Below are 18,075 nucleotides of genomic sequence, written 5' to 3'. Positions count from 1 at the left end.
AGTCGACTGGAGGATTAAGCAAGCGGTGATGCGCTTTGAGCAGGGCTTTCGCCCGCGGAGCCAGCGTACTCTGAACCGCTTTACGAACATCTTGAACAGCCTCAATGACGTAACCGTGAACATGAAAGACCGAGAACTAAACTGGTGTAAAAGGCGAATGAAGACACGTGCTTAACATCATCATATTTTTTCTCTCCGAGCAAACGGGAGATGAACGCACCGCTACCGATGCCAATCAAGTTGCCGAGCGCCATAATGGCCGCGAATAACGGCAAGGTTAGTGCGAGTGCGGTTAACATGGCAGTATCGCCCAGTGTACCAAGGAAATAGGCATTTAAAATGGAATATACGACACTCATTGATGTGCCCAGCATCATCGGTACAGCGAAGTGAGCCACGGCTTTCGCGACCGGTGCTTTTTCAAAGTAATGGAGGTTTTCTGCATCCATATGGGTCACCACTTTCTTCATTTACTGTAGTCTTCAAAATAATTAGAATTCTAACAACGTTATTTGTGCTGTCTTGGTGAAGTCCTTGGCTCGTAAGGACTTCATCAGTCAGCTTGCCACCATTCTTAAGTTCAGCTTATATCTTTACTTATCATCCTCATCGTGTTGATTTTCATGGAAGGGAGGACGCGAATTTTCTACATCGTTATGCCAAGTATTGCGTCTATCCAAACCAAACCCCGGAAATCCACCTCCGAAACCACCGCGCATATTATGCATATTGCGGCGCATAGCCATCAACTGATCAAACTGTTCGTCACCCATTCGCGTCCTTGCGGCTGCCATCCAGTCGGACAGTTCATCCCGCTCATTATCCGAACCAAGCTCAGCCTCCAGAGCAGCTATAATGCGATCTAGATACTCTCCAAAGGTTAGTTGCTCCTCGGTCGAAAGACAGGAAAAGACGCCGCCGCTGTCACGTTCCAGCTCTTCTTCCTCTCGGCCCTTTTCTGTCAGATGAATCAGCATAACACGTCGATCAGCCTCAGAGGGGTTACGGGTGATAAAGCCACCTTTCTCAAGCTTCGCAAGCAGTTCATTGAGAGACGAGACACGGATACCCAACAAGTATGATAAGTCCTTTGTGCTGATTCCGTCTTTCATTTTAAGAACAGCAAGTATTCTGCCCTGCCCACGACTTGTATCAGCCATCGGGCCACCTGTGGCGTGAGTTTTGAGTTGCTGCTTGTGCAATAACCATTGCAGCCTTGAGAGTTTTTCGTATAGTTCCGTATTCATATCCAAATACCTCCTTAAATCGTTGCAGGTATATCTTCTAACTGTACCTGTTGAATTTATTATAACGGTACCTGTTGTATTTATCAAGGTTTTTTTGCAGGTACCGTAAGTATTTTTCTGGAGCTTATAGGAGTAGTGGCAGTGTATGCCATCGGCACTCCAATTCTTATTGCAATCACGGTGCAAGAATTATTTTGGCGATAAGGGGATTTATGTTCGTCGCCTTGACCGTTGCGGCCAAAATATCTCATCCTGGCAAACAGGGCAGCACTATCGCATCGGTTCTCTTGGGTTTTAATCTCGTTCTTATTCTTGACGTCCCGCTTGGGAGGGTCATTGCGGGCTCGTATGATTGAAGAATCATCTTCACGGGGATCAGAGTACTTAGCTTGCTCGCGATGTTGGTTCTTCTGATTCTGCACACCTATATAACACCGTTTCTTCTGTGGCTATTGGCAATGAAACACGCCAATCTATTTTAATTTCTCTGGCTCAGGGAAAAACAGTTATTTTCTCATCCATGGCTGGTCTGCCGTGCATGCCTGCCCGGAGGGATATGATGACGGGTCGTCTCAATTTCCTGGAATCCTCCTGGTGTCCCCTGCAGCCCTTCGACGAAGTGTATCCCCGGGTGCTGAATAAGCAGTCTGGAACCTATTGTCATATGATCACAGATCACTATCATTATTTTGAGGCGTCGGGCTTAGGCTACCAGACACCCTTTCACACCTGGGAGTTTATGCGCGGTCAGGAGAGCGACCCTTGGCAGCCGCGCGTGAAGGATCCTGAGATTCCTGTATATCGTGGGAAAAACCGTCGGCAGGATTGGGTCAACCGGCACAGCATGAACCTCGAGAGAGATGAGGATTATCCGACCACGCAATGCTTTATGCGGGCGATCGATTTTTTACAGCACAATCATGATCAAGATAACTGGCTGATGCATTTGGAGGTATTCGACCCCCACGAACCGTTCGTTTGTCCGCACAAATATCGTGAGCTTTACGCCGATGATTGGAGCGGGCCGTATCATTTCGATTGGCCTAGCTATTCTTCCGTTGATCGCAAATGCTATGCGGGGACTTTGACGATGGCCGACATATGGCTGGGAAAATTACTTGATAAGATGGACGAGCTTGATTTGTGGAAGGACACCACGGTTATTTTAACGACGGATCACGGGCACTTGCTCGGAGATTACGGGTATTGGGCCAAAAACTACATGTTCGACTATCGGAAGCTTGCGCATATTCCACTTATGGTATATCAGCCTGGCTCACCAATGAATGGTAAACGAGTACAATCGCTAACCACTACCATCGATTTGATGCCTACCTTGTTGGAGCTACACGGAGCCATTCCATCCGAGCATGTGCAGGGGAAATCGTTAGTGCACCTGCTGGGAGAGGATGGGACGCACCATGACGCTGTTCTCTATGGCTACTTCGCCAAAGACATTAGTCTGACAGACGGCCGTTATACGTATACACGCCAACCGATACCGGATTCTATAGCATACCATCACACGGCAACTCCGGTCATATCTCCCCAAACGCCCGGACAGTATGAGAAGGCCGAGCTCGGAGTATTTTTGCCACAAACCCGGATGCCGGTTTATCGTAGACCGGAAAGATCGCGTAGGCACCATAACGCGCCTGACCATCATTTGTTGTATGATCTGGCAAATGATCCTGATCAGAAGTCGGTCATTCGGAATGAAGCTTTGGAAGAGCGCTATGCCTTTAAGCTTCACGAATTGCTGAAACGGTACCAAGCGCCGGAATGGCAGTATGATAGAATGGGCTATAAGCAAGATTCACTTCATATAGACAGAGGGATTGGATGATGGGAATTTTAGTCCTACCAGACCCCATGTAAATGATATTTTCGGAAAAGGCGTACGCACAGTCGAAACTAGCCAGCATTTTGTTCACCTATGAGCTGGCCCACCGTTTGGAGGGAAAGGGGGTGACCGCAAATTGTCTGAACAATTACCTCCATATTTTGGATTGAATCTCCGCTTTTTTATTTACTAATTTTTCTAAAAATGATCTATCTTTCTTTTCCTCTGATAAGTCTTTAATAGTTCTCATTAACAATTTTAATTTCGAGTCCTCATTATCAAATTTTCGTAGTTCGCTATAAAGATTAATACTCATATGGCCTCCTTGAAATATGTGGGTTTTGAATACATCTGACTTATTACATTGTACTACATATTATCCAATCAATTAGGTTAAAGTATTGCGAATTCATGTTTTTTGTGTCAGTTTATGTAGTAATATGGCGAGATAGGAGTGCTGGGTGTGAGTAAACCAGTTCTCTTGTTTCAGAAACCATTTGCGTACGATAATGTGAACTGGATTGTCACCTTCTAGAAGTAAATTCGGGTTGACTGAAAAGGAAAATTATTGTATTCTTATTTTGACATTTCAGTAGGTCAAAAAAAGGAGGGCTTTCCGATCATGTCTCCCCGAACGAAGGAGCAGAACGAAGAGATTCGTGCGATCCGGATCCAGCAAATTCTGCGGGCAGCTGCACTGGTGTATATCGATAAAGGCATAACTATGGAGATGCGCGATGTCGCGGCCCAAGCCGCACTCGGTTACGGAACGGTTTATCATTATTACAAAAATAAATACGAATTGTTTGACGATTTACTGTGGTGCGCTTTCGAACAGGCGAAATCGGTCACGGAAACCGCCTTGGTCGGCGGAGGACCATGGCCTGAACGGCTGCGGCATTATATCGTGCTCATGCTTCGCCAATGGTCGGAGGATCTATCGGTGTTCATCCTGTACAAAATGTCGACTGAAAATTTCCACCAGCTGCCCGGCGGCCGCTATAGGGAGCTGTCCAAGCGGTTCCACGAAGAGCTGTATTTACCGTTGGCGGAGATTTTGCGGGGATGCACTGGCGGGCGAAGCCCCGAAAAGGCGGCCAACATGCTGATTGGCTCGCTGGTCGGCTATGCTGGCTTGCATATTTATCATCAGCATGAAGAGATGGATGGCAACGAGGCTGCGGAGACTTTGCTTACGGGAATTTTACCGGGAGGGAGCCGATAATATGGTGACTTTGAAATCGGCTGCGGAAATCGAAGAGATGAAAATAGCCGGGCAATTCGTGGCGTCATGCCACAAAAGAGTGGCCGAAATGATTTGTCCGGGCATTACGACGCAGGAGATTAACGACGAAGTAGAGCGGCTCATCGTGAAAGCCGGGGGAAGGGCGCCCACTTTGGGCTACAATGGCTACCGGTATGCAACGTGCACTTCCGTGAACGATGTGATCGCGCACGGGTTCCCAAACAGCAAGCCGCTACGTCAGGGAGACATCGTCACCGTCGATATCGTTGCGGAGCTGAACGGTTGGGTTGGCGATTCCGCATGGAGCTATGCGGTCGGCTCCGTGACGGAGGAAGCCGAGAAATTGATGCGGGTCGCAAAAGAGTGCATGTATATCGGTATCGAACGGGCAACGGTTGGCAGCCGGATCGGCGATGTCGTCCATGCGATTCAACAACATGCGGAACACAACGGTTTTGGCGTCGTCCGCGATTTGCTTGCCCATGGAGTGGGTAGAAGCATGCATGAGGAGCCTAATTTTCCACACGTCGGATCGCCGGGCAAAGGATTCCGCCTTAAGGAAGGAATGGTTTTTACCATTGAGCCGATGTTGAACACGGGAACATATCGCATGACGATCGACGATGACGGTTGGACTGCGCGAACCGCTGACGGGAAGCTGTCTGCTCAGTATGAACATACAATTGCCATTACGAAAGCGGGGCCTGTCATCTTGACTGCACAGTAATAAAAACCCAACAAAAGCAAAACAACAATTTTTCAGGTGGGGGACCGTAGCTGCAGCGTAGCCACTCAGATTATGGAGTCGGTTATCTGCAAGTCTAATTTTAACATAAGCTGAAAGAGCAGCGTGCAGAAATCGCGAGGGCGACGAGCTGAGCCAAAAAAGAGCCAACACGCTTGTGATTTCCTGCGTATGGATGCTATAGCGAAACGACATATAATAAAACTGCGGCGATTTTTCCATAGATGAAATTATAAGATTCAGAAGAGTAATTTTTGTTGCAATTTTCCTGTGTGTTAAATGTGAAAACCCGGCCCGGATATTAGTCCGGGTTTACTTCATGTTTACGACTATTTTAGATCCATCGCATACATGAGGACAGTACAATTGTATCCCTAGATCGTGGGCTTACCTCACTCCTTCCATTTTATACAGGAATTATAATAAGTATATAAATAACTCAAAATGAGTTAAAAATGAAAGCGGTTACCATTGGATTGGGCTACTCAGGCCATTGGCATGACCGCCTGCAGTGGAGGTGAGGCGAAGAAAAAGAGGCGACTCGGCGCGGAAGAAGTCAGTCATCAAATATTGGACAAAAGGAGGAAGATGGAGGGGCTACTCGATCGTCAAAAAGTTGGTATGCTTACGATTAAGCCGGGTTACAGTTCTGCCACTACACGGCGCGGAATAAGTATTTATTCCATGTACATCGGCATAGCGTATACCGTTCTGCTATGCATAGTGTGAAAATTTATATTTTCAGGAGGTATTTATGCTTAAAAGAAAAGTATTTAGTCTTTTATTATTGCTTACCTTAATGATCTCAATCACAGGGTTTTTACCTCAGACATCTCATGCAGCCGCTACGATTCAAAACTACCCTATGCCTTCAATTTATACTGCATCTAGTGTTTTTTCATTAAAAGCTGATAATGCCAGTGTTCCTGTAATAAGCTACCTGCCAGATTATGATTACGCTGAATTTTCTTTTTCTGGAACAGTTAGTATCGAAGTTACTGCAAGCGAGAATATTACATCTTATTCCATCAGTCCTATGGCCAAAAACATCGTGGGTACAGTCAGTGGAAATAAGTTGACTTTTAGTCTTTCATCTTCAACGTATGTCATTGTAAAAATCAATGATCTGAAAAAGATGGTAATAGCAGCAGATCCTTTAGAAACTGATATTCCGGCATCTTCAGGAACTGGAATCTATAATGTGACCAGTTCACCATACAATGCAGACAGTACGGGAACTTCAATGGCAACGACAGCTATTCAGAAGGCCATTGATGATGCAAACGGGGCCGGGGGTGGCATTGTATTTGTTCCGGCCGGTGTGTATAAGAGTGGGAACCTGACGTTAAAAAGCAATGTGACCTTTTACCTGGCCGGAGGCGCCGTCATTGTCGGCACAGGCAAGGGCGAAGACTACGTGATAGATTTTCGGAAGGATTCTCGAAATGCGGATGGAACGTATTTTATTCGTACTGCCGTAGACTCCAGCAATATCACCATACGGGGACGGGGAACCATTGATGGCAAAGGCATAGCGATGCGAGAGCGAAAGATGCCGGCACCGAATAAAAATGAAGGATTAATAAATAACCTGTTGGTCCCGCTCGCAACCACAAATTTTAATTTTGATGGTTTAATATTGCGGGATGCCGGCTTCTGGTCGTTCATGGTTGTGCGTTCCGACAATGTTACCATAAAAAATCTCAAGGGATTCCAGGATTTATACAAAATCGAGAATGATGTTATCGATATAAACGAGAGTCAGAACGTGCTTGTTAAACATGCGATTGCCATATCGGATGATGACACGTACTCTACCAAAACCTGGCTGCAAACGGGGATGTCCAAAGGGTGGCCGGGAGCGCTTGAACATTTGGAAAATGTGGTCTTCGATGACGCTTTTGCATGGACAAGATGCGCGGCTTTCAAGATTGGCATGGGGGTAGCCCAGCCGCAGATCGGAGTGACCATCCGAAATTCGTATGTGTATCAAAGCGCCCGGGCATTGCTGATTGATCATGGTTATCAGTATAATACGCTTCCGGAGGAAGGTTACGCTCAAAATATTACGTTTGAGAATATCGACATCGAACGAGTCGGTATCAATCAATTCGGGAACTATTGGCTTGGAGTTTCTACCAGTACTTCCGGCAATGTAAACAATGTTATATTAAAGAATATTAATGTTCGCGAGCTGGGATCTGAGCAATCCAGAATTTCCGGGAATGCCACCAAAGGCGGAATGGTTAACGGTGTCACGTTCTCAGATGTGTATGTGAAAGGCAAGCTCGCAACTAACCTGAGTGACTTGAAAGTTAACGTTAATAGCAATGTAAGCGGTATCAAATTTTCCAATACCAAGCTGTCGCTATTCAGCGACAATTTCGAAGACGGAACTATGACGGGATGGACGGCTGCTTCAGGTACCTGGAATGTAGTAACGGATAGCACTAAAGTTTTGGCTCAGCAGGCTGCAGCAGCATCCATTATTACTGCAGGCAATTCATGGGCTAATTATGCATATGAAGCCAAAATGAAACTCCCCATATCAGATGCAAACGCAGGAATTATATTTAGAGTACAGGATGCAAGCAATTACTATATGTATAGAATTAATTCATCGGCGAATAAGCTGGAGCTTTACAAATGTGTAGGGGGAACTCTGACTCTTGTATCGAGCACCTCTTTCACAGCTACTCTGAACCAGTGGTATACCGTTAAAGCTGTCATACAAGGGAATAATATTAAAGGCTTTGTTGATGGCGTATTAAAAACGGATTGGACAAATCCTGTCACAGAATTAGCAGCAGGGAAAATAGGATTTAGGACAACGTCTGCAAATGTACATTTTGACGATGTTTTAGTTACTCCTAACCTGCTATTCAGCGACAATTTCGAAGACGGAACAATGACGGGATGGACAGCTGCTTCAGGTACCTGGAATGTAGTAACGGATAGCACTAAAGTTTTGGCTCAGCAGGCTGTAGCAGCATCCATCATTACTGCCGGCAATTCATGGACTGATTATGCATATGAAGCCAAAATGAAACTCCCCATATCAGACGCAAACGCAGGAATTATATTTAGAGTACAGGATGCAAGCAATTACTATATGTATAGAATTAATTCATCGGCAAATAAGCTGGAGCTTTACAAATGTGTAGGGGGAACTCTGACTCTCGTATCGAGCACCTCTTTCACAGCTACTCCGAACCAGTGGTATACCGTTAAAGCTGTCATGCAAGGGAACAATATTAAAGGCTTTGTTGATGGCGTATTAAAAACGGATTGGACCAATCCTGTTACAGAATTAGCAGCAGGGAAAATAGGATTTAGGACAACGTCTGCAAATGTACATTTTGACGATGTTTTAGTTACTAATTGAAAAGCCTGACCCAGATGCGGGAGATACAGTAGAGAATGCACTTCAGGTGCGGGCCATTATCGTTTTGTTACCCAAGAGAGTGGACTCACCCCACTCTCTTTTTCTTTTGAGCAGTCTATAATAAAACCATAGGCAACACAAACAAGCTGAAAAGGGGTAGTGCAAATGATGAAAAAAATGGTTGGTCTCGGACTTGGCGTCGCATTGACGGTCGCCATGACGGGCTGCGGCGAGCCAGACAAGAATGCGGGTGAAAGCGGCGGACAGACACCGCAGCCGGCTCAGAAGAAGATCATCAAATATTGGACGGACGACCGTCACGATCAGGAGTACATCAAGGAGCTGATCAATCAGTTTAACACTTCAAACAAGGATAATATCGAGGTTGAATTAACGGTCATGTCCGAGAACTATAATCAGAACGTTGATATCGCCTTCTCCAGCAATCAGGCACCGGACGTGCTTCGTTTGAAAAGCGCCAATACCGAAACCTTCTTCAAAAAAGGATACCTGGCTTCTATCGACACGTATTTGACCGACTCTCTGAAATCGAAGTTCTCAACTGGACTGATCGACGGGGTCAACCGCTTCGACAGCAAGCTGTATTCACTTCCGAATACCGGACTTACACTTCGGCTTGTGTATAACAAGGATTTGTTCGCAAAGGCAGGTGTCCAGAATCCGCCGCAATCGCTTCAGGAAATGGTGGACACAGCTAAGAAAATTACAGAGGTGGGCAAAAAGGACGGCGTGTACGGCTTCGCGCTCAACTTCAAAAACCCGAAGAGCGCGATGGACCGCTCTGTAAGAGAAATTTTATCGCTTAGCGGTCATCAGGGACTCGGCTTTGACATCAAAACCGGCAAATTTGACTTTGCTCCGTACGCAGAGGCTATCAAATCCTTCAAGCAAATGTATGATGACGGAAGCATTTTGCCTGGAGCGGAGACGCTTGACATCGATCCGATGCGGGCACAGTTCGCGGCAGGCAAGATTGGCATGTACTTGTCCTTCTCGACGGAGCCGGGGGTGTATACGGACCAGTTCCCGACAAAAATCAACTGGGCGGGCGCGCTCGCGCCAACGCTGGACGGCAAGCGCGGCGGCACATCTGAGATCGTTTCGGCGGGCACGTGGCTCGGGCTGAGCAACAACTCTCAGAACAAGGACGCAGCCTGGAAATTTATGCAATTCATGTATGGCGACGATGTATTGACGACCTACCACGAGAAGGGCTTTGGCATCGCGGTCGTGCCGAGCATCGCTGAAAAAGCGAAGAAGCCTCAAATTCCGGGTATGGAAGGCTTTCTGGCCGGCAAGATGGACTCGCTCTGGCCGGTATCGCCTAACGTGACGCCTGAAGGCATGAATTATGCGGACGCCTTCTTCAAATACATGCTGACCGGCGGAGATTTGGCGAAGATCGTTGGAGATTTGAATACTCGCTACAATACTGCTTTGGATAAAGCAATCCAGAAGGGCGACGTAAAGGTCGTGCCGAACCCGGGCTTTGATCCGGCCAAGCTGCAAGGTAAATAAGCGGCGAGGGTTCAGCGAAGGCTCTTTGCCGACCGCATACGCCCATTTCAGGGTGGAAGCAGACATTTAGTATAGCTATAGAGAAACTATGGAGGAGGAGAAGGACGTATGTCCGCATGGAGACGGCTGAGTGAAAACACGATCTTTCTTTTTCCGAGTGTCATCCTGACCCTCGTCTTGGGCATATACCCATTGTTCTGGGTGCTGCGTTACATGTTCTACGATTACCCGGGCTATGGCGAACAATTGTTTGTCGGGCTTGATAACTTCCGCAGGCTTGCGAACGACGTACAGTTTTGGGAATCGGTCAAAAATACGTTCATTTACGCTGCGGGCAAGCTGATCATCACGATTCCGCTTTCGCTGCTGCTCGCGGTCATTCTTAACGGTAAGCTGCGTGGGCGTGGACTACTGCGGGCGATCTATTTTATGCCGACGGTCATTAGTACAGCAGTCATCTCCGTCGTGTTCTATATTATTTTTAACTCCTATAACGGCATGGTCAATCAGCTGCTGCTTCAGTATTCGATTATTTCCCGGCCGATCGAATGGCTCGGTCCGAAATACGCGATGCTGACGGTCATTATCGTTGCTGCGTGGGGGGCGGTCGGGAACTATATGCTGCTGTTCCTGGCGGGACTGCAAAGTATTCCGAACGATCTGTACGAAAGTGCGGCGATTGACGGGGCCAATGCGGGGCAGCGCTTCCGGTATATTACGATTCCGATGCTCGGCCCGGTAATGCAGATGATCATTATGCTCGCAATCATCGCTTCGCTAAAAGGCTATGAGAGCATTATGGTCATGACGGAGGGTGGTCCGATCGGCCGCACGGAAGTGATGTATTTGTATCTTTACAAGCTGCTTTTCCCGGTATCCACAGGGTCGCCCACCGTTCAACAGATCGGTTATGGCAGTGCGGTAGGCTTCGCAACCGCGGTCATCGTCGGAGCGATTACGGTCGTGTACTATTATTTCAGTCGAAAAATGAGCAGGGTGTTCTAGCTCGAGGAGGTGTACGAACATGAACGAATTGACAATATCGCGAGCGGGGCATCCGCTGTACCTGCGCTTGGTTAAGGCCCTTGGTCGGGTTATCATGTGGGTATTTCTGTTTGTCACGGCGCTGCTGACGCTGTTTCCCGTGTTGATGACCTTGGCCGGCTCGCTAAAAAGTAACGTCGAGCTCATGAGCGGAGGCAGCCTGCTGCCTGAGGTATGGCAGTTTGCCAATTACGCAGAGGCCTGGAAGCAAACGAAATTCGCTCAATATACGTGGAACAGCGTGTTTTTAAGCGCAGCGGTGACCGTCGGTACACTGCTCGTGGCGGCGATGGCCGCATATGTAGTAGACCGCAGAACGTTTCCGGGCAAGGCGCTGTATGTGGGTGTCCAGGCATCGACGATGTTCATCTCCGTCGGGGCTGTCGTGCTTCGTCCGCAGTTCGACCTAATGGTCAAGCTGCATTTGAATACAACGCTGTGGGGCGTCATTCTGATTTTGATCAGCGCTCATGCGAGCACGTTCTTTATCTTGCTCGGATTCTTTAAAGCAATCCCGCGGGAGCTTGATGAAGCCGCTATGATGGACGGCTGCAGCTTCTTCCGCAGCTTCTTTACAATCATTCTTCCGCTGCTGACGCCGGGACTTGGGGTTTCCGGACTGTTTGCCTTCCGGCATGCGTGGAATGAATATATTTTGCCGCTCGTATTTACGATGACGAATCCGAAGCTGCAGACGCTGACCGTCGGGCTTGCGAATCTTCGTTATGGCTCGTCCGCCGCTATGCAGGTTCATTTGATGATGGCCGGTGCCTGCTTGTCGATTTTGCCGATGCTGCTGGTTTATATTTTGGCAAACAAATCGTTCATGCAGGTGACAGCCGGCTCAATTAAGGGTTAAGGAGAGGTACTTATGACTATTGATACATTTCAAACGATCGGGCAGCTGCAGTCGAGCCCCGTGATCCGGAGACATCCGGCCAATCCGCTGGTGGCGCCGAAGGATGTAGCGTACGGTCCGGCGATGGTATTTAATGCCGGAGTGACCAAGTATGAGGGCAAATACGTAATGGTATTCCGCAACGACTACGGCAACGCCGCTAAGGAGACCATCGAGCCGCACAATACGACGAATCTCGGGCTTGCATACAGCGACGACGGGGTTAGCTGGCAAGTACAAAACGCTCCATGCTGGAGCTGGAATGACGAAGAGGTCATTCGTGTCTATGATCCGAGACTGACCGTTATCGAGGGGCGCTGCTACATGTGCTTTGCCGTCGATACGAAGCACGGATTGCGGGGCGGCATCGCCGTCACGGAGGATTTTAACAGCTTCGAGGTGTTGAGCTTATCGGTGCCAGACAACCGCAACATGGTGCTGTTTCCGGAGCGGATCGGCGGCAAGTACGTGCGTCTTGAGCGCCCATTCCCGGTGTACAGCCGCGGTGGGATCGACCGCTTCGATATGTGGCTGAGTGATTCGCCGGATCTGGCGTATTGGGGCGGCTCCAAACTTGTGCTTGGGGTGGAGCAAGTGCCTTTTGCCAACGACAAGGTCGGTCCGGGCGCGCCGCCGTTGAAGACGGAGAAGGGTTGGCTGACGTCATTTCATGCGGTCGACCTGGATCCTTCGCGCGGCAAAAACGGCTGGGAGACGAGCTGGAAGAAGCGCTATACCGCCGGGATCATGCTGCTTGATCTGGAGGATCCGAGCCGGATCGTCGGCATGGCGAAATCGCCTCTGCTTGCGCCTGAAGCGTTTTATGAGACGTCGGGCGGCTTCCGCAACAACGTTATTTTTCCAGGCGGCATGATCTTGGAGGACTCGGGTGAGGTTAAAGTGTATTACGGTGCGGCGGATACGGTAGAATGTCTGGCGACGGCGCATGTAGACGATTTGGTGCAGCTGTGTTTGGAAGGGCGTTAGGGCTGCAGTTTTTTTTCGGAGAGTGAGCGGCTACTGTGTAATGGGAAGCATAAAGGAGGAAGTCAATGAGCTACGGTGTGATACAACTTCCGAAGCAAAATGTGCCGGTGTCTTATGAGGCCGATGTCGTGGTGGTTGGTGGAGGTGCGGCTGGGATCGCCGCAGCCATCAGCGCGGCTAAGAACGGTGCGAAAACGCTGCTCATCGAGCAGCGGGGATTTCTGGGAGGTATGGGAACGGTGGCGCTTGTGCCGGCGTTTTGCCCGTTTACGGATAAGCAGAAGCCGATCATTCGAGGAGTCGGTCTCGAGCTGATGGAGCGGATGAAGACGGCCTGCAATGCGGAGTACCGCAAAGAGTACGAGCATACGCTGGATTGGGTACCTATCGATCCCGAGGTGCTGAAGCGGGTCTATGATGACGCTGCGCTTGAAAACAGTGTTTCGCTGCTTTTCCATACGTTCGTTTATGACGTAGTACTCTCCGAGGACCGGAGAACGATCGAAGGCATTTTAATTGTCAACAAGACAGGCCGCTCTTTCGTACGCTGCCGGTATGTAATTGATGCGACAGGCGACGCCGATATTGCCGCGCTTGCTGGGGTTCCCTTCCAAAAGGGCGGGGAGCAAGGAGAGCTGCAGCCGGGAAGTATGTGCTACATGCTGGTCAATGTGGATCGCCAGCGCTTCTTGCGCTTTCTCGAGGATACGGGCGACACTGGTCAGCTGCACAAGACCGTGGAACAAGCCATCGCGGAGGGCGCTTTGCCGGAGGGACGCAAATCGATCTCGGGGCTCGCGTGGGTTAACGATTATTTGGTCGGCGTCAACTTCGGGCACGTGTTCGGCATTGACGGCACGAAGGCCGAGGATTTGACCCGCGGCGCGATCGAAGGGCGGCGGTTGGCGGAGCGTCAGACGCAGTTTTTCCGCCAGTATGTGCCCGGCTTCGAGCACGCGCATTTGATCGCTAGCGGTGAGCAGATCGGCATTCGCGAAACCAGGCGTATTCGGGGCGATTACCTCCTGACGGCGGACGATTTCATGGAGGCTCGCTCCTTCCCGGATGACATTGCACGCAATGCTTACTATATCGACATTCATCTGGCCAACAGTAGGGGTAGCATGACGTTTACTCACCTGTCTCCTGGGCAGTCGCACGGCGTGCCTTACCGGGTGCTGCTTCCCGAAGGCATCGATAATCTATGGGTGCCAGGACGTGCGGCTTCGTCCGACCGGGCCGTTCAAGGCTCGCTTCGTGTGATGCCGAACTGCTTCGCCATGGGGCAGGCGTCCGGTACGGCGGCGGCGATGGCTTTGCTATGTGGCACAGGCTCGCGCGGCGTTTCGGTGCCTGATCTGCAGCAAAGGCTTCTGGAGCAAGGGGCTTGGCTTGGCGAAGACCTTACTGTCGGCGCGGATGAACATGAGAGTGTGGGCTGAAGGATCGAGAACTCCAGTGATCAAAGTTGTAGCATACTCAGGGTGCGGCGCCGGTAATAGCGCTGCACCCTTTTCGCCACAGTTTAGCACATAGTCCGCCGCCGGCATGTTCATTATATGCGCAGTTTTGGCTCGTATTGTGTAAGCGAATGTACCATGACATAATCAACGTATAGAGCCACCGGGCGAAGCCCGAAGAACGGGGGATTCGTTGATGCTCGACCGAAGCAAACTATCGTTCCGCAACAAGCTGAGACTTGCCTTTCTGATTGTCACCATTCTCGCGGTTTTGACGACAGGCGGGCTCTCCTATTCCATCACCTCCGTTATCCTGGAGAACAGTGCGATGAAGCTGACACAGGACTCGGTTGCCCAATCGGCGCGAATTGTGGACGAGAAGCTGGGCAAGCTGATGCTGGTCATGATGACGTTTATGATTAGCCAGCCCTTTCGAGCGATGCTCAAGGACGTGAATGCGGGGGATGCGGCCCGCTATTTTACCCGCTTGACCGAGATGGACAATGTATTCTCCCAAGCTCGGATGGCCGAGCCTCTCATTCATTCGATCTATGTTTCAACGCCGATCGGCGAATTTTACCCGCTATCGATGAATCGCAACCGGCAGACGGTATTTGAGAAGACCCCACTTTACGAGCAGATCGTTCGGGAGAAACGCAACGTGTGGATCGAAGGTCATGAAGACACGCTGTTTTTGGGCAGCAACCGGGTCGTTTCGCTCATATTGCAGCCGATTTCCGAGGACCCGGTGAAGGATGTGTACGTCGTCGTTAACATCCGCGAGGAAGGGCTTCGCCAATTGCTCGGCACGGGGACCGAGGGCGGTGCCGCGCGATTTCTGCTGAACGGTCAGGGGCGGCCTGTCGTTCTGGAGACGGGCACGCTCATTCAGGAGGCGGTAAACAGTGGGGTTATTGCATCACTCCTGAACGAAGGTCAGCTTGGCTATGCACCCGATAAGCTGAACGGCAAACACTATTTGTTCAACTACGCGCGCCTGCACCTGAATGACTGGACTGTGGTTGCCATTCAATCCAAGGATTACGTATTGAAGGATCTCATCTATGTCAAATGGATGATCGCCGCGATTACCGCTGGTTGCTTTTTACTGGCCTTGCTCGTGTCCGGGGCGTTTACGGGCTACTTGCTCTTACCTCTGAGAGGACTGCAGCAGGTGATGAAGCGGGTCGAGCTTAACGACCTGACGGCCCGCTTTGAAAGTAAAAGCGAAGACGAGCTGGCCCAGATCGGCTTACGATTTAACCGCATGCTGGAGCAGATCGTCAGGCTGATTGAGGAGGTCAAGGAAGCGGAGACGACCAAGCGGACGACTGAGATCAAGGCGCTTTCCGCCCAGATGGATCCGCATTTTTTGTACAACACGCTCAATACGATCTACTGGAAGCTGAAGCTCAAGCAGGTGGAGCCCTCGCAGAAAATGGTCGTTGCTTTGTCACGGCTGTTCCAGCTCGGCTTGAATAAAGGGCAGGAGGCAACGACGCTCGATAAAGAGCTGCAGCATGTACGCCAATATTTGGAGCTGCAAACGTTTTGCTATGAAAATTTATTTACCTTCGAAATCGAAGTAAGAGAGCAAGAGCTGCTTGCACTCCCCGTTCCTCGTATTATACTGCAGCCGCTGGTGGAAAACAGCATCTTGCACGGCTTTGATCAGATGGACAGCGGGGGGGAAATCGTCATTCGTGTGGACCGAACGCCGGATGGGGAGCACTGCATGATTCGCGTCCGTGATAATGGAATGGGCCTGGACGGAACAGGAGCCTCGTCCAAAAGGGAGCGGGCGAACGAGGGCGGGTACGCGCTCGGCAATCTGATCAATCGGCTGCAGTTGTATTATGGCGATCAGGCCGAACTGCGGCTGGATAGTCCGCCGGGCCAGGGAGTGACGGCGACGATTACGTTACCGTTGAAAGGAGAGATGCAGCATGTTAGGTCATGAAGAGGTCAGTCTGTGCATCATCGACGACATCAAAAGCGTGGTCAACGGACTGACGATGATCGATTGGGTAGGCGAGGGGGTGACCGTTGCAGGCACCTCGTCGAATGGGGAGGACGGGCTTGAGCTGATCCTGCGCGAGAAGCCCGACATCGTCATTACGGATATCCGGATGCCTAGAATGGACGGTTTGACAATGCTTCGGGAACTGCTCGAAGCGAATCTCGCCTGCAAAGTCATTCTCATCAGCAGCTATACCGATTTTGATTATGCGAAGGAAGCCGTTCGGCTCGGAGCCTTTGATTATGTGGTAAAGCCATTCACCGAGGAGGACATTGTGGAGGCGGTACGGAAGGCGAAGGCGCACATTTTGCAGGAACGGGAGGTGCTGTTGAACGTCAGAGGGATGGAACTCAAGCTGCGCGAAAGCATGCCCCTGCTTAGGCAGGAGTACTTGAGGCTGCTTGTGCAGCACCGAACGTCCTGGGACCATACCTCGAAGCGTTGGGATTTTCTGAAACTGGGGCTGCAGCCGCAGGGGCTGATCGTATTGCTGCTGGAAATCGACATGTTCCAGGAGCATGCAGCGAAACTGTCCATGCACGAGGTCGAGCTGATACGCTTCTCGCTGCAAAATATCGCGGAGGAAACGATCCGTGAGTACGCTGACGGTCTGTTGTTTCGTTTGGAGGCGGATCGATTTGTTGCGGTTTTGAACGACCCTGCGGACATGAGCGCAACTCAAATCGCAGAGCGCTGCTGCAAAAATATTGAAAGCTTCACCAAATTCACCGTTTCCATCGGTGTCGGTGGCAGGGCGGAGTCGGTCGCCGAGCTTCCGGATTCGTATAAACAGGCTGATCAAGCCTTGACCTATCACCTATTTACCGGAGGCAACGGAGCGATCAGCTACGATGAGATTCCAAGGACCAACAAGCAGGCGTCCATGTCGCTAGAGGGCAAGGAGGAGGTGCTGCTTGCGCTTCGTTCGGGCAGCGGCGAGCGTGCGGCTGCCCTGCTGCTTCAGCTATCGGCGGCACTGCAGCGGCCAAGTCCGCGGCCGAACCCGGAGTACTTGCTCAGTCATTATGAGGAGCTGGCCGCTTCAATCATCCGGACCTTATACGAGCTTGTATCGCCGGATGAGCTGCAGCCGCTCGTTCAATCGTACAAAGCGAAAACAAGCGGCTCAGGCGTCGCCCTGACCGTACTCGAGCAGCAGCTTGCGGCGTTATGCCGGGATGGCGGGGAGCTCGTTCGGAAAAACACGCTGTCTGAGGTACAGCTGGTCATCTACAAATCACTTGAATATGTCAAGCAGCGTTTGGAGCGAGATGTGACCGTAGGCGAATGCGCCGCCCACGTGCATTTGAGCGTCAGTTATTTTTCGAGCCTCTTCAAGAAAGTCATGGGCATGACGCTGATCCAGTATATAACGGCCGAGCGTATACAAAAAGCGAAGTCGCTGCTAATCGCAGGTGTACCTGTTCAGGAGGTCGCCGCCATCGTCGGTTATGAGGAGCGACGGTATTTCAGCGAAATGTTTAAGCGAACGACAGGCATGACACCATCCGAGTTTCGCGCAAGCTATCATCCGGAAACGCCGAGAGGCTAGCCTTGCCTGTGCTATAAGCGTATCTTGCCCATAATATACTTAAGAAAGCAGCTGTAGACACAAAAACCAAGGAACGAAGCGAGAACAGGCCGCTTAGCACCTTGGTTTT

The 18,075-nt window shown here is 50.2% G+C and carries 13 protein-coding genes and 2 pseudogenes; 12 read left to right on the top strand and 3 right to left on the bottom strand.

Translation table 11 applies throughout. The features are described from left to right. The 3 genes and pseudogenes from LRL21_RS46975 to LRL21_RS33200 all read right to left on the bottom strand — a co-directional run. Window positions 1–127: pseudogene (locus tag LRL21_RS46975) on the bottom strand (ISL3 family transposase); the annotation flags it as partial. Beyond that, a pseudogene (locus tag LRL21_RS33205) lies at window positions 126–449 on the bottom strand (MATE family efflux transporter); the annotation flags it as partial. The pseudogenes LRL21_RS46975 and LRL21_RS33205, both read right to left, overlap by 2 nt. A gap of 144 nt (window positions 450–593) precedes the next feature. Next, complete coding sequence (locus tag LRL21_RS33200; RefSeq protein WP_240420088.1) at window positions 594–1,247, bottom strand: MarR family winged helix-turn-helix transcriptional regulator; 654 nt, start codon at window positions 1,245–1,247, stop codon at window positions 594–596. A gap of 445 nt (window positions 1,248–1,692) precedes the next feature. Between LRL21_RS33200 and LRL21_RS33195 the strand changes: the two genes are divergently transcribed. From LRL21_RS33195 to LRL21_RS33135, 12 genes are all read left to right on the top strand, one after another. Then, on the top strand, window positions 1,693–3,093 hold the full coding sequence (locus tag LRL21_RS33195) for a sulfatase family protein (RefSeq protein ID WP_240420087.1): 1,401 nt from the start codon (window positions 1,693–1,695) through the stop codon (window positions 3,091–3,093). Window positions 3,094–3,712: 619 nt separating this feature from the next. Continuing rightward, entirely contained in the window at window positions 3,713–4,315 is a 603-nt protein-coding gene (locus LRL21_RS33185; protein WP_240420086.1) for a TetR/AcrR family transcriptional regulator, read from the top strand. 1 nt (window position 4,316) lies between these two features. Next, window positions 4,317–5,063 carry a type I methionyl aminopeptidase gene (map, locus tag LRL21_RS33180; protein WP_240420085.1) on the top strand — a complete coding sequence of 249 codons (747 nt, stop codon included), beginning with the start codon at window positions 4,317–4,319 and terminating at the stop codon, window positions 5,061–5,063. A gap of 489 nt (window positions 5,064–5,552) precedes the next feature. Then, window positions 5,553–5,810 carry a hypothetical protein gene (locus LRL21_RS33175; RefSeq protein WP_240420084.1) on the top strand — a complete coding sequence of 86 codons (258 nt, stop codon included), beginning with the start codon at window positions 5,553–5,555 and terminating at the stop codon, window positions 5,808–5,810. Between the two features lie 25 nt (window positions 5,811–5,835). Beyond that, window positions 5,836–8,466, top strand: coding sequence for a 3-keto-alpha-glucoside-1,2-lyase-like domain-containing protein (locus tag LRL21_RS33170; protein WP_240420083.1), 2,631 nt, complete (start codon window positions 5,836–5,838; stop codon window positions 8,464–8,466). Between the two features lie 165 nt (window positions 8,467–8,631). Further along, the gene (locus LRL21_RS33165; RefSeq protein ID WP_240420082.1) at window positions 8,632–10,005 is read left to right on the top strand and encodes an ABC transporter substrate-binding protein; all 1,374 of its coding nucleotides are present in this window, start codon (window positions 8,632–8,634) and stop codon (window positions 10,003–10,005) included. Window positions 10,006–10,113: 108 nt separating this feature from the next. Then, the gene (locus LRL21_RS33160; RefSeq protein ID WP_240420081.1) at window positions 10,114–11,010 is read left to right on the top strand and encodes a carbohydrate ABC transporter permease; all 897 of its coding nucleotides are present in this window, start codon (window positions 10,114–10,116) and stop codon (window positions 11,008–11,010) included. 94 nt (window positions 11,011–11,104) lie between these two features. Then, window positions 11,105–11,908: a carbohydrate ABC transporter permease gene (locus tag LRL21_RS33155; protein ID WP_420832521.1), complete on the top strand. Its 804-nt coding sequence runs from the start codon at window positions 11,105–11,107 to the stop codon at window positions 11,906–11,908. A gap of 12 nt (window positions 11,909–11,920) precedes the next feature. Next, window positions 11,921–12,934, top strand: coding sequence for a glycoside hydrolase family 130 protein (locus LRL21_RS33150; protein WP_240420079.1), 1,014 nt, complete (start codon window positions 11,921–11,923; stop codon window positions 12,932–12,934). Window positions 12,935–12,999: 65 nt separating this feature from the next. Continuing rightward, window positions 13,000–14,376: an FAD-dependent oxidoreductase gene (locus LRL21_RS33145; protein ID WP_240420078.1), complete on the top strand. Its 1,377-nt coding sequence runs from the start codon at window positions 13,000–13,002 to the stop codon at window positions 14,374–14,376. A 214-nt stretch (window positions 14,377–14,590) separates the two neighbouring features. Further along, entirely contained in the window at window positions 14,591–16,354 is a 1,764-nt protein-coding gene (locus LRL21_RS33140) for a sensor histidine kinase (protein ID WP_240420077.1), read from the top strand. Next, window positions 16,341–17,966: a response regulator transcription factor gene (locus LRL21_RS33135; RefSeq protein ID WP_240420076.1), complete on the top strand. Its 1,626-nt coding sequence runs from the start codon at window positions 16,341–16,343 to the stop codon at window positions 17,964–17,966. The genes LRL21_RS33140 and LRL21_RS33135 overlap by 14 nt, the downstream gene beginning before the upstream one ends. Window positions 17,967–18,075 lie beyond the last annotated feature (109 nt).

The sequence above is a fragment of the Paenibacillus periandrae genome, from assembly GCF_022458865.1.
Lineage (GTDB): Bacteria > Bacillota > Bacilli > Paenibacillales > NBRC-103111 > Paenibacillus_S > Paenibacillus_S periandrae.
The sequence above is the reverse complement of the archived record's forward strand: the minus strand, read 5'-3'. Positions and strand labels throughout refer to the sequence as shown.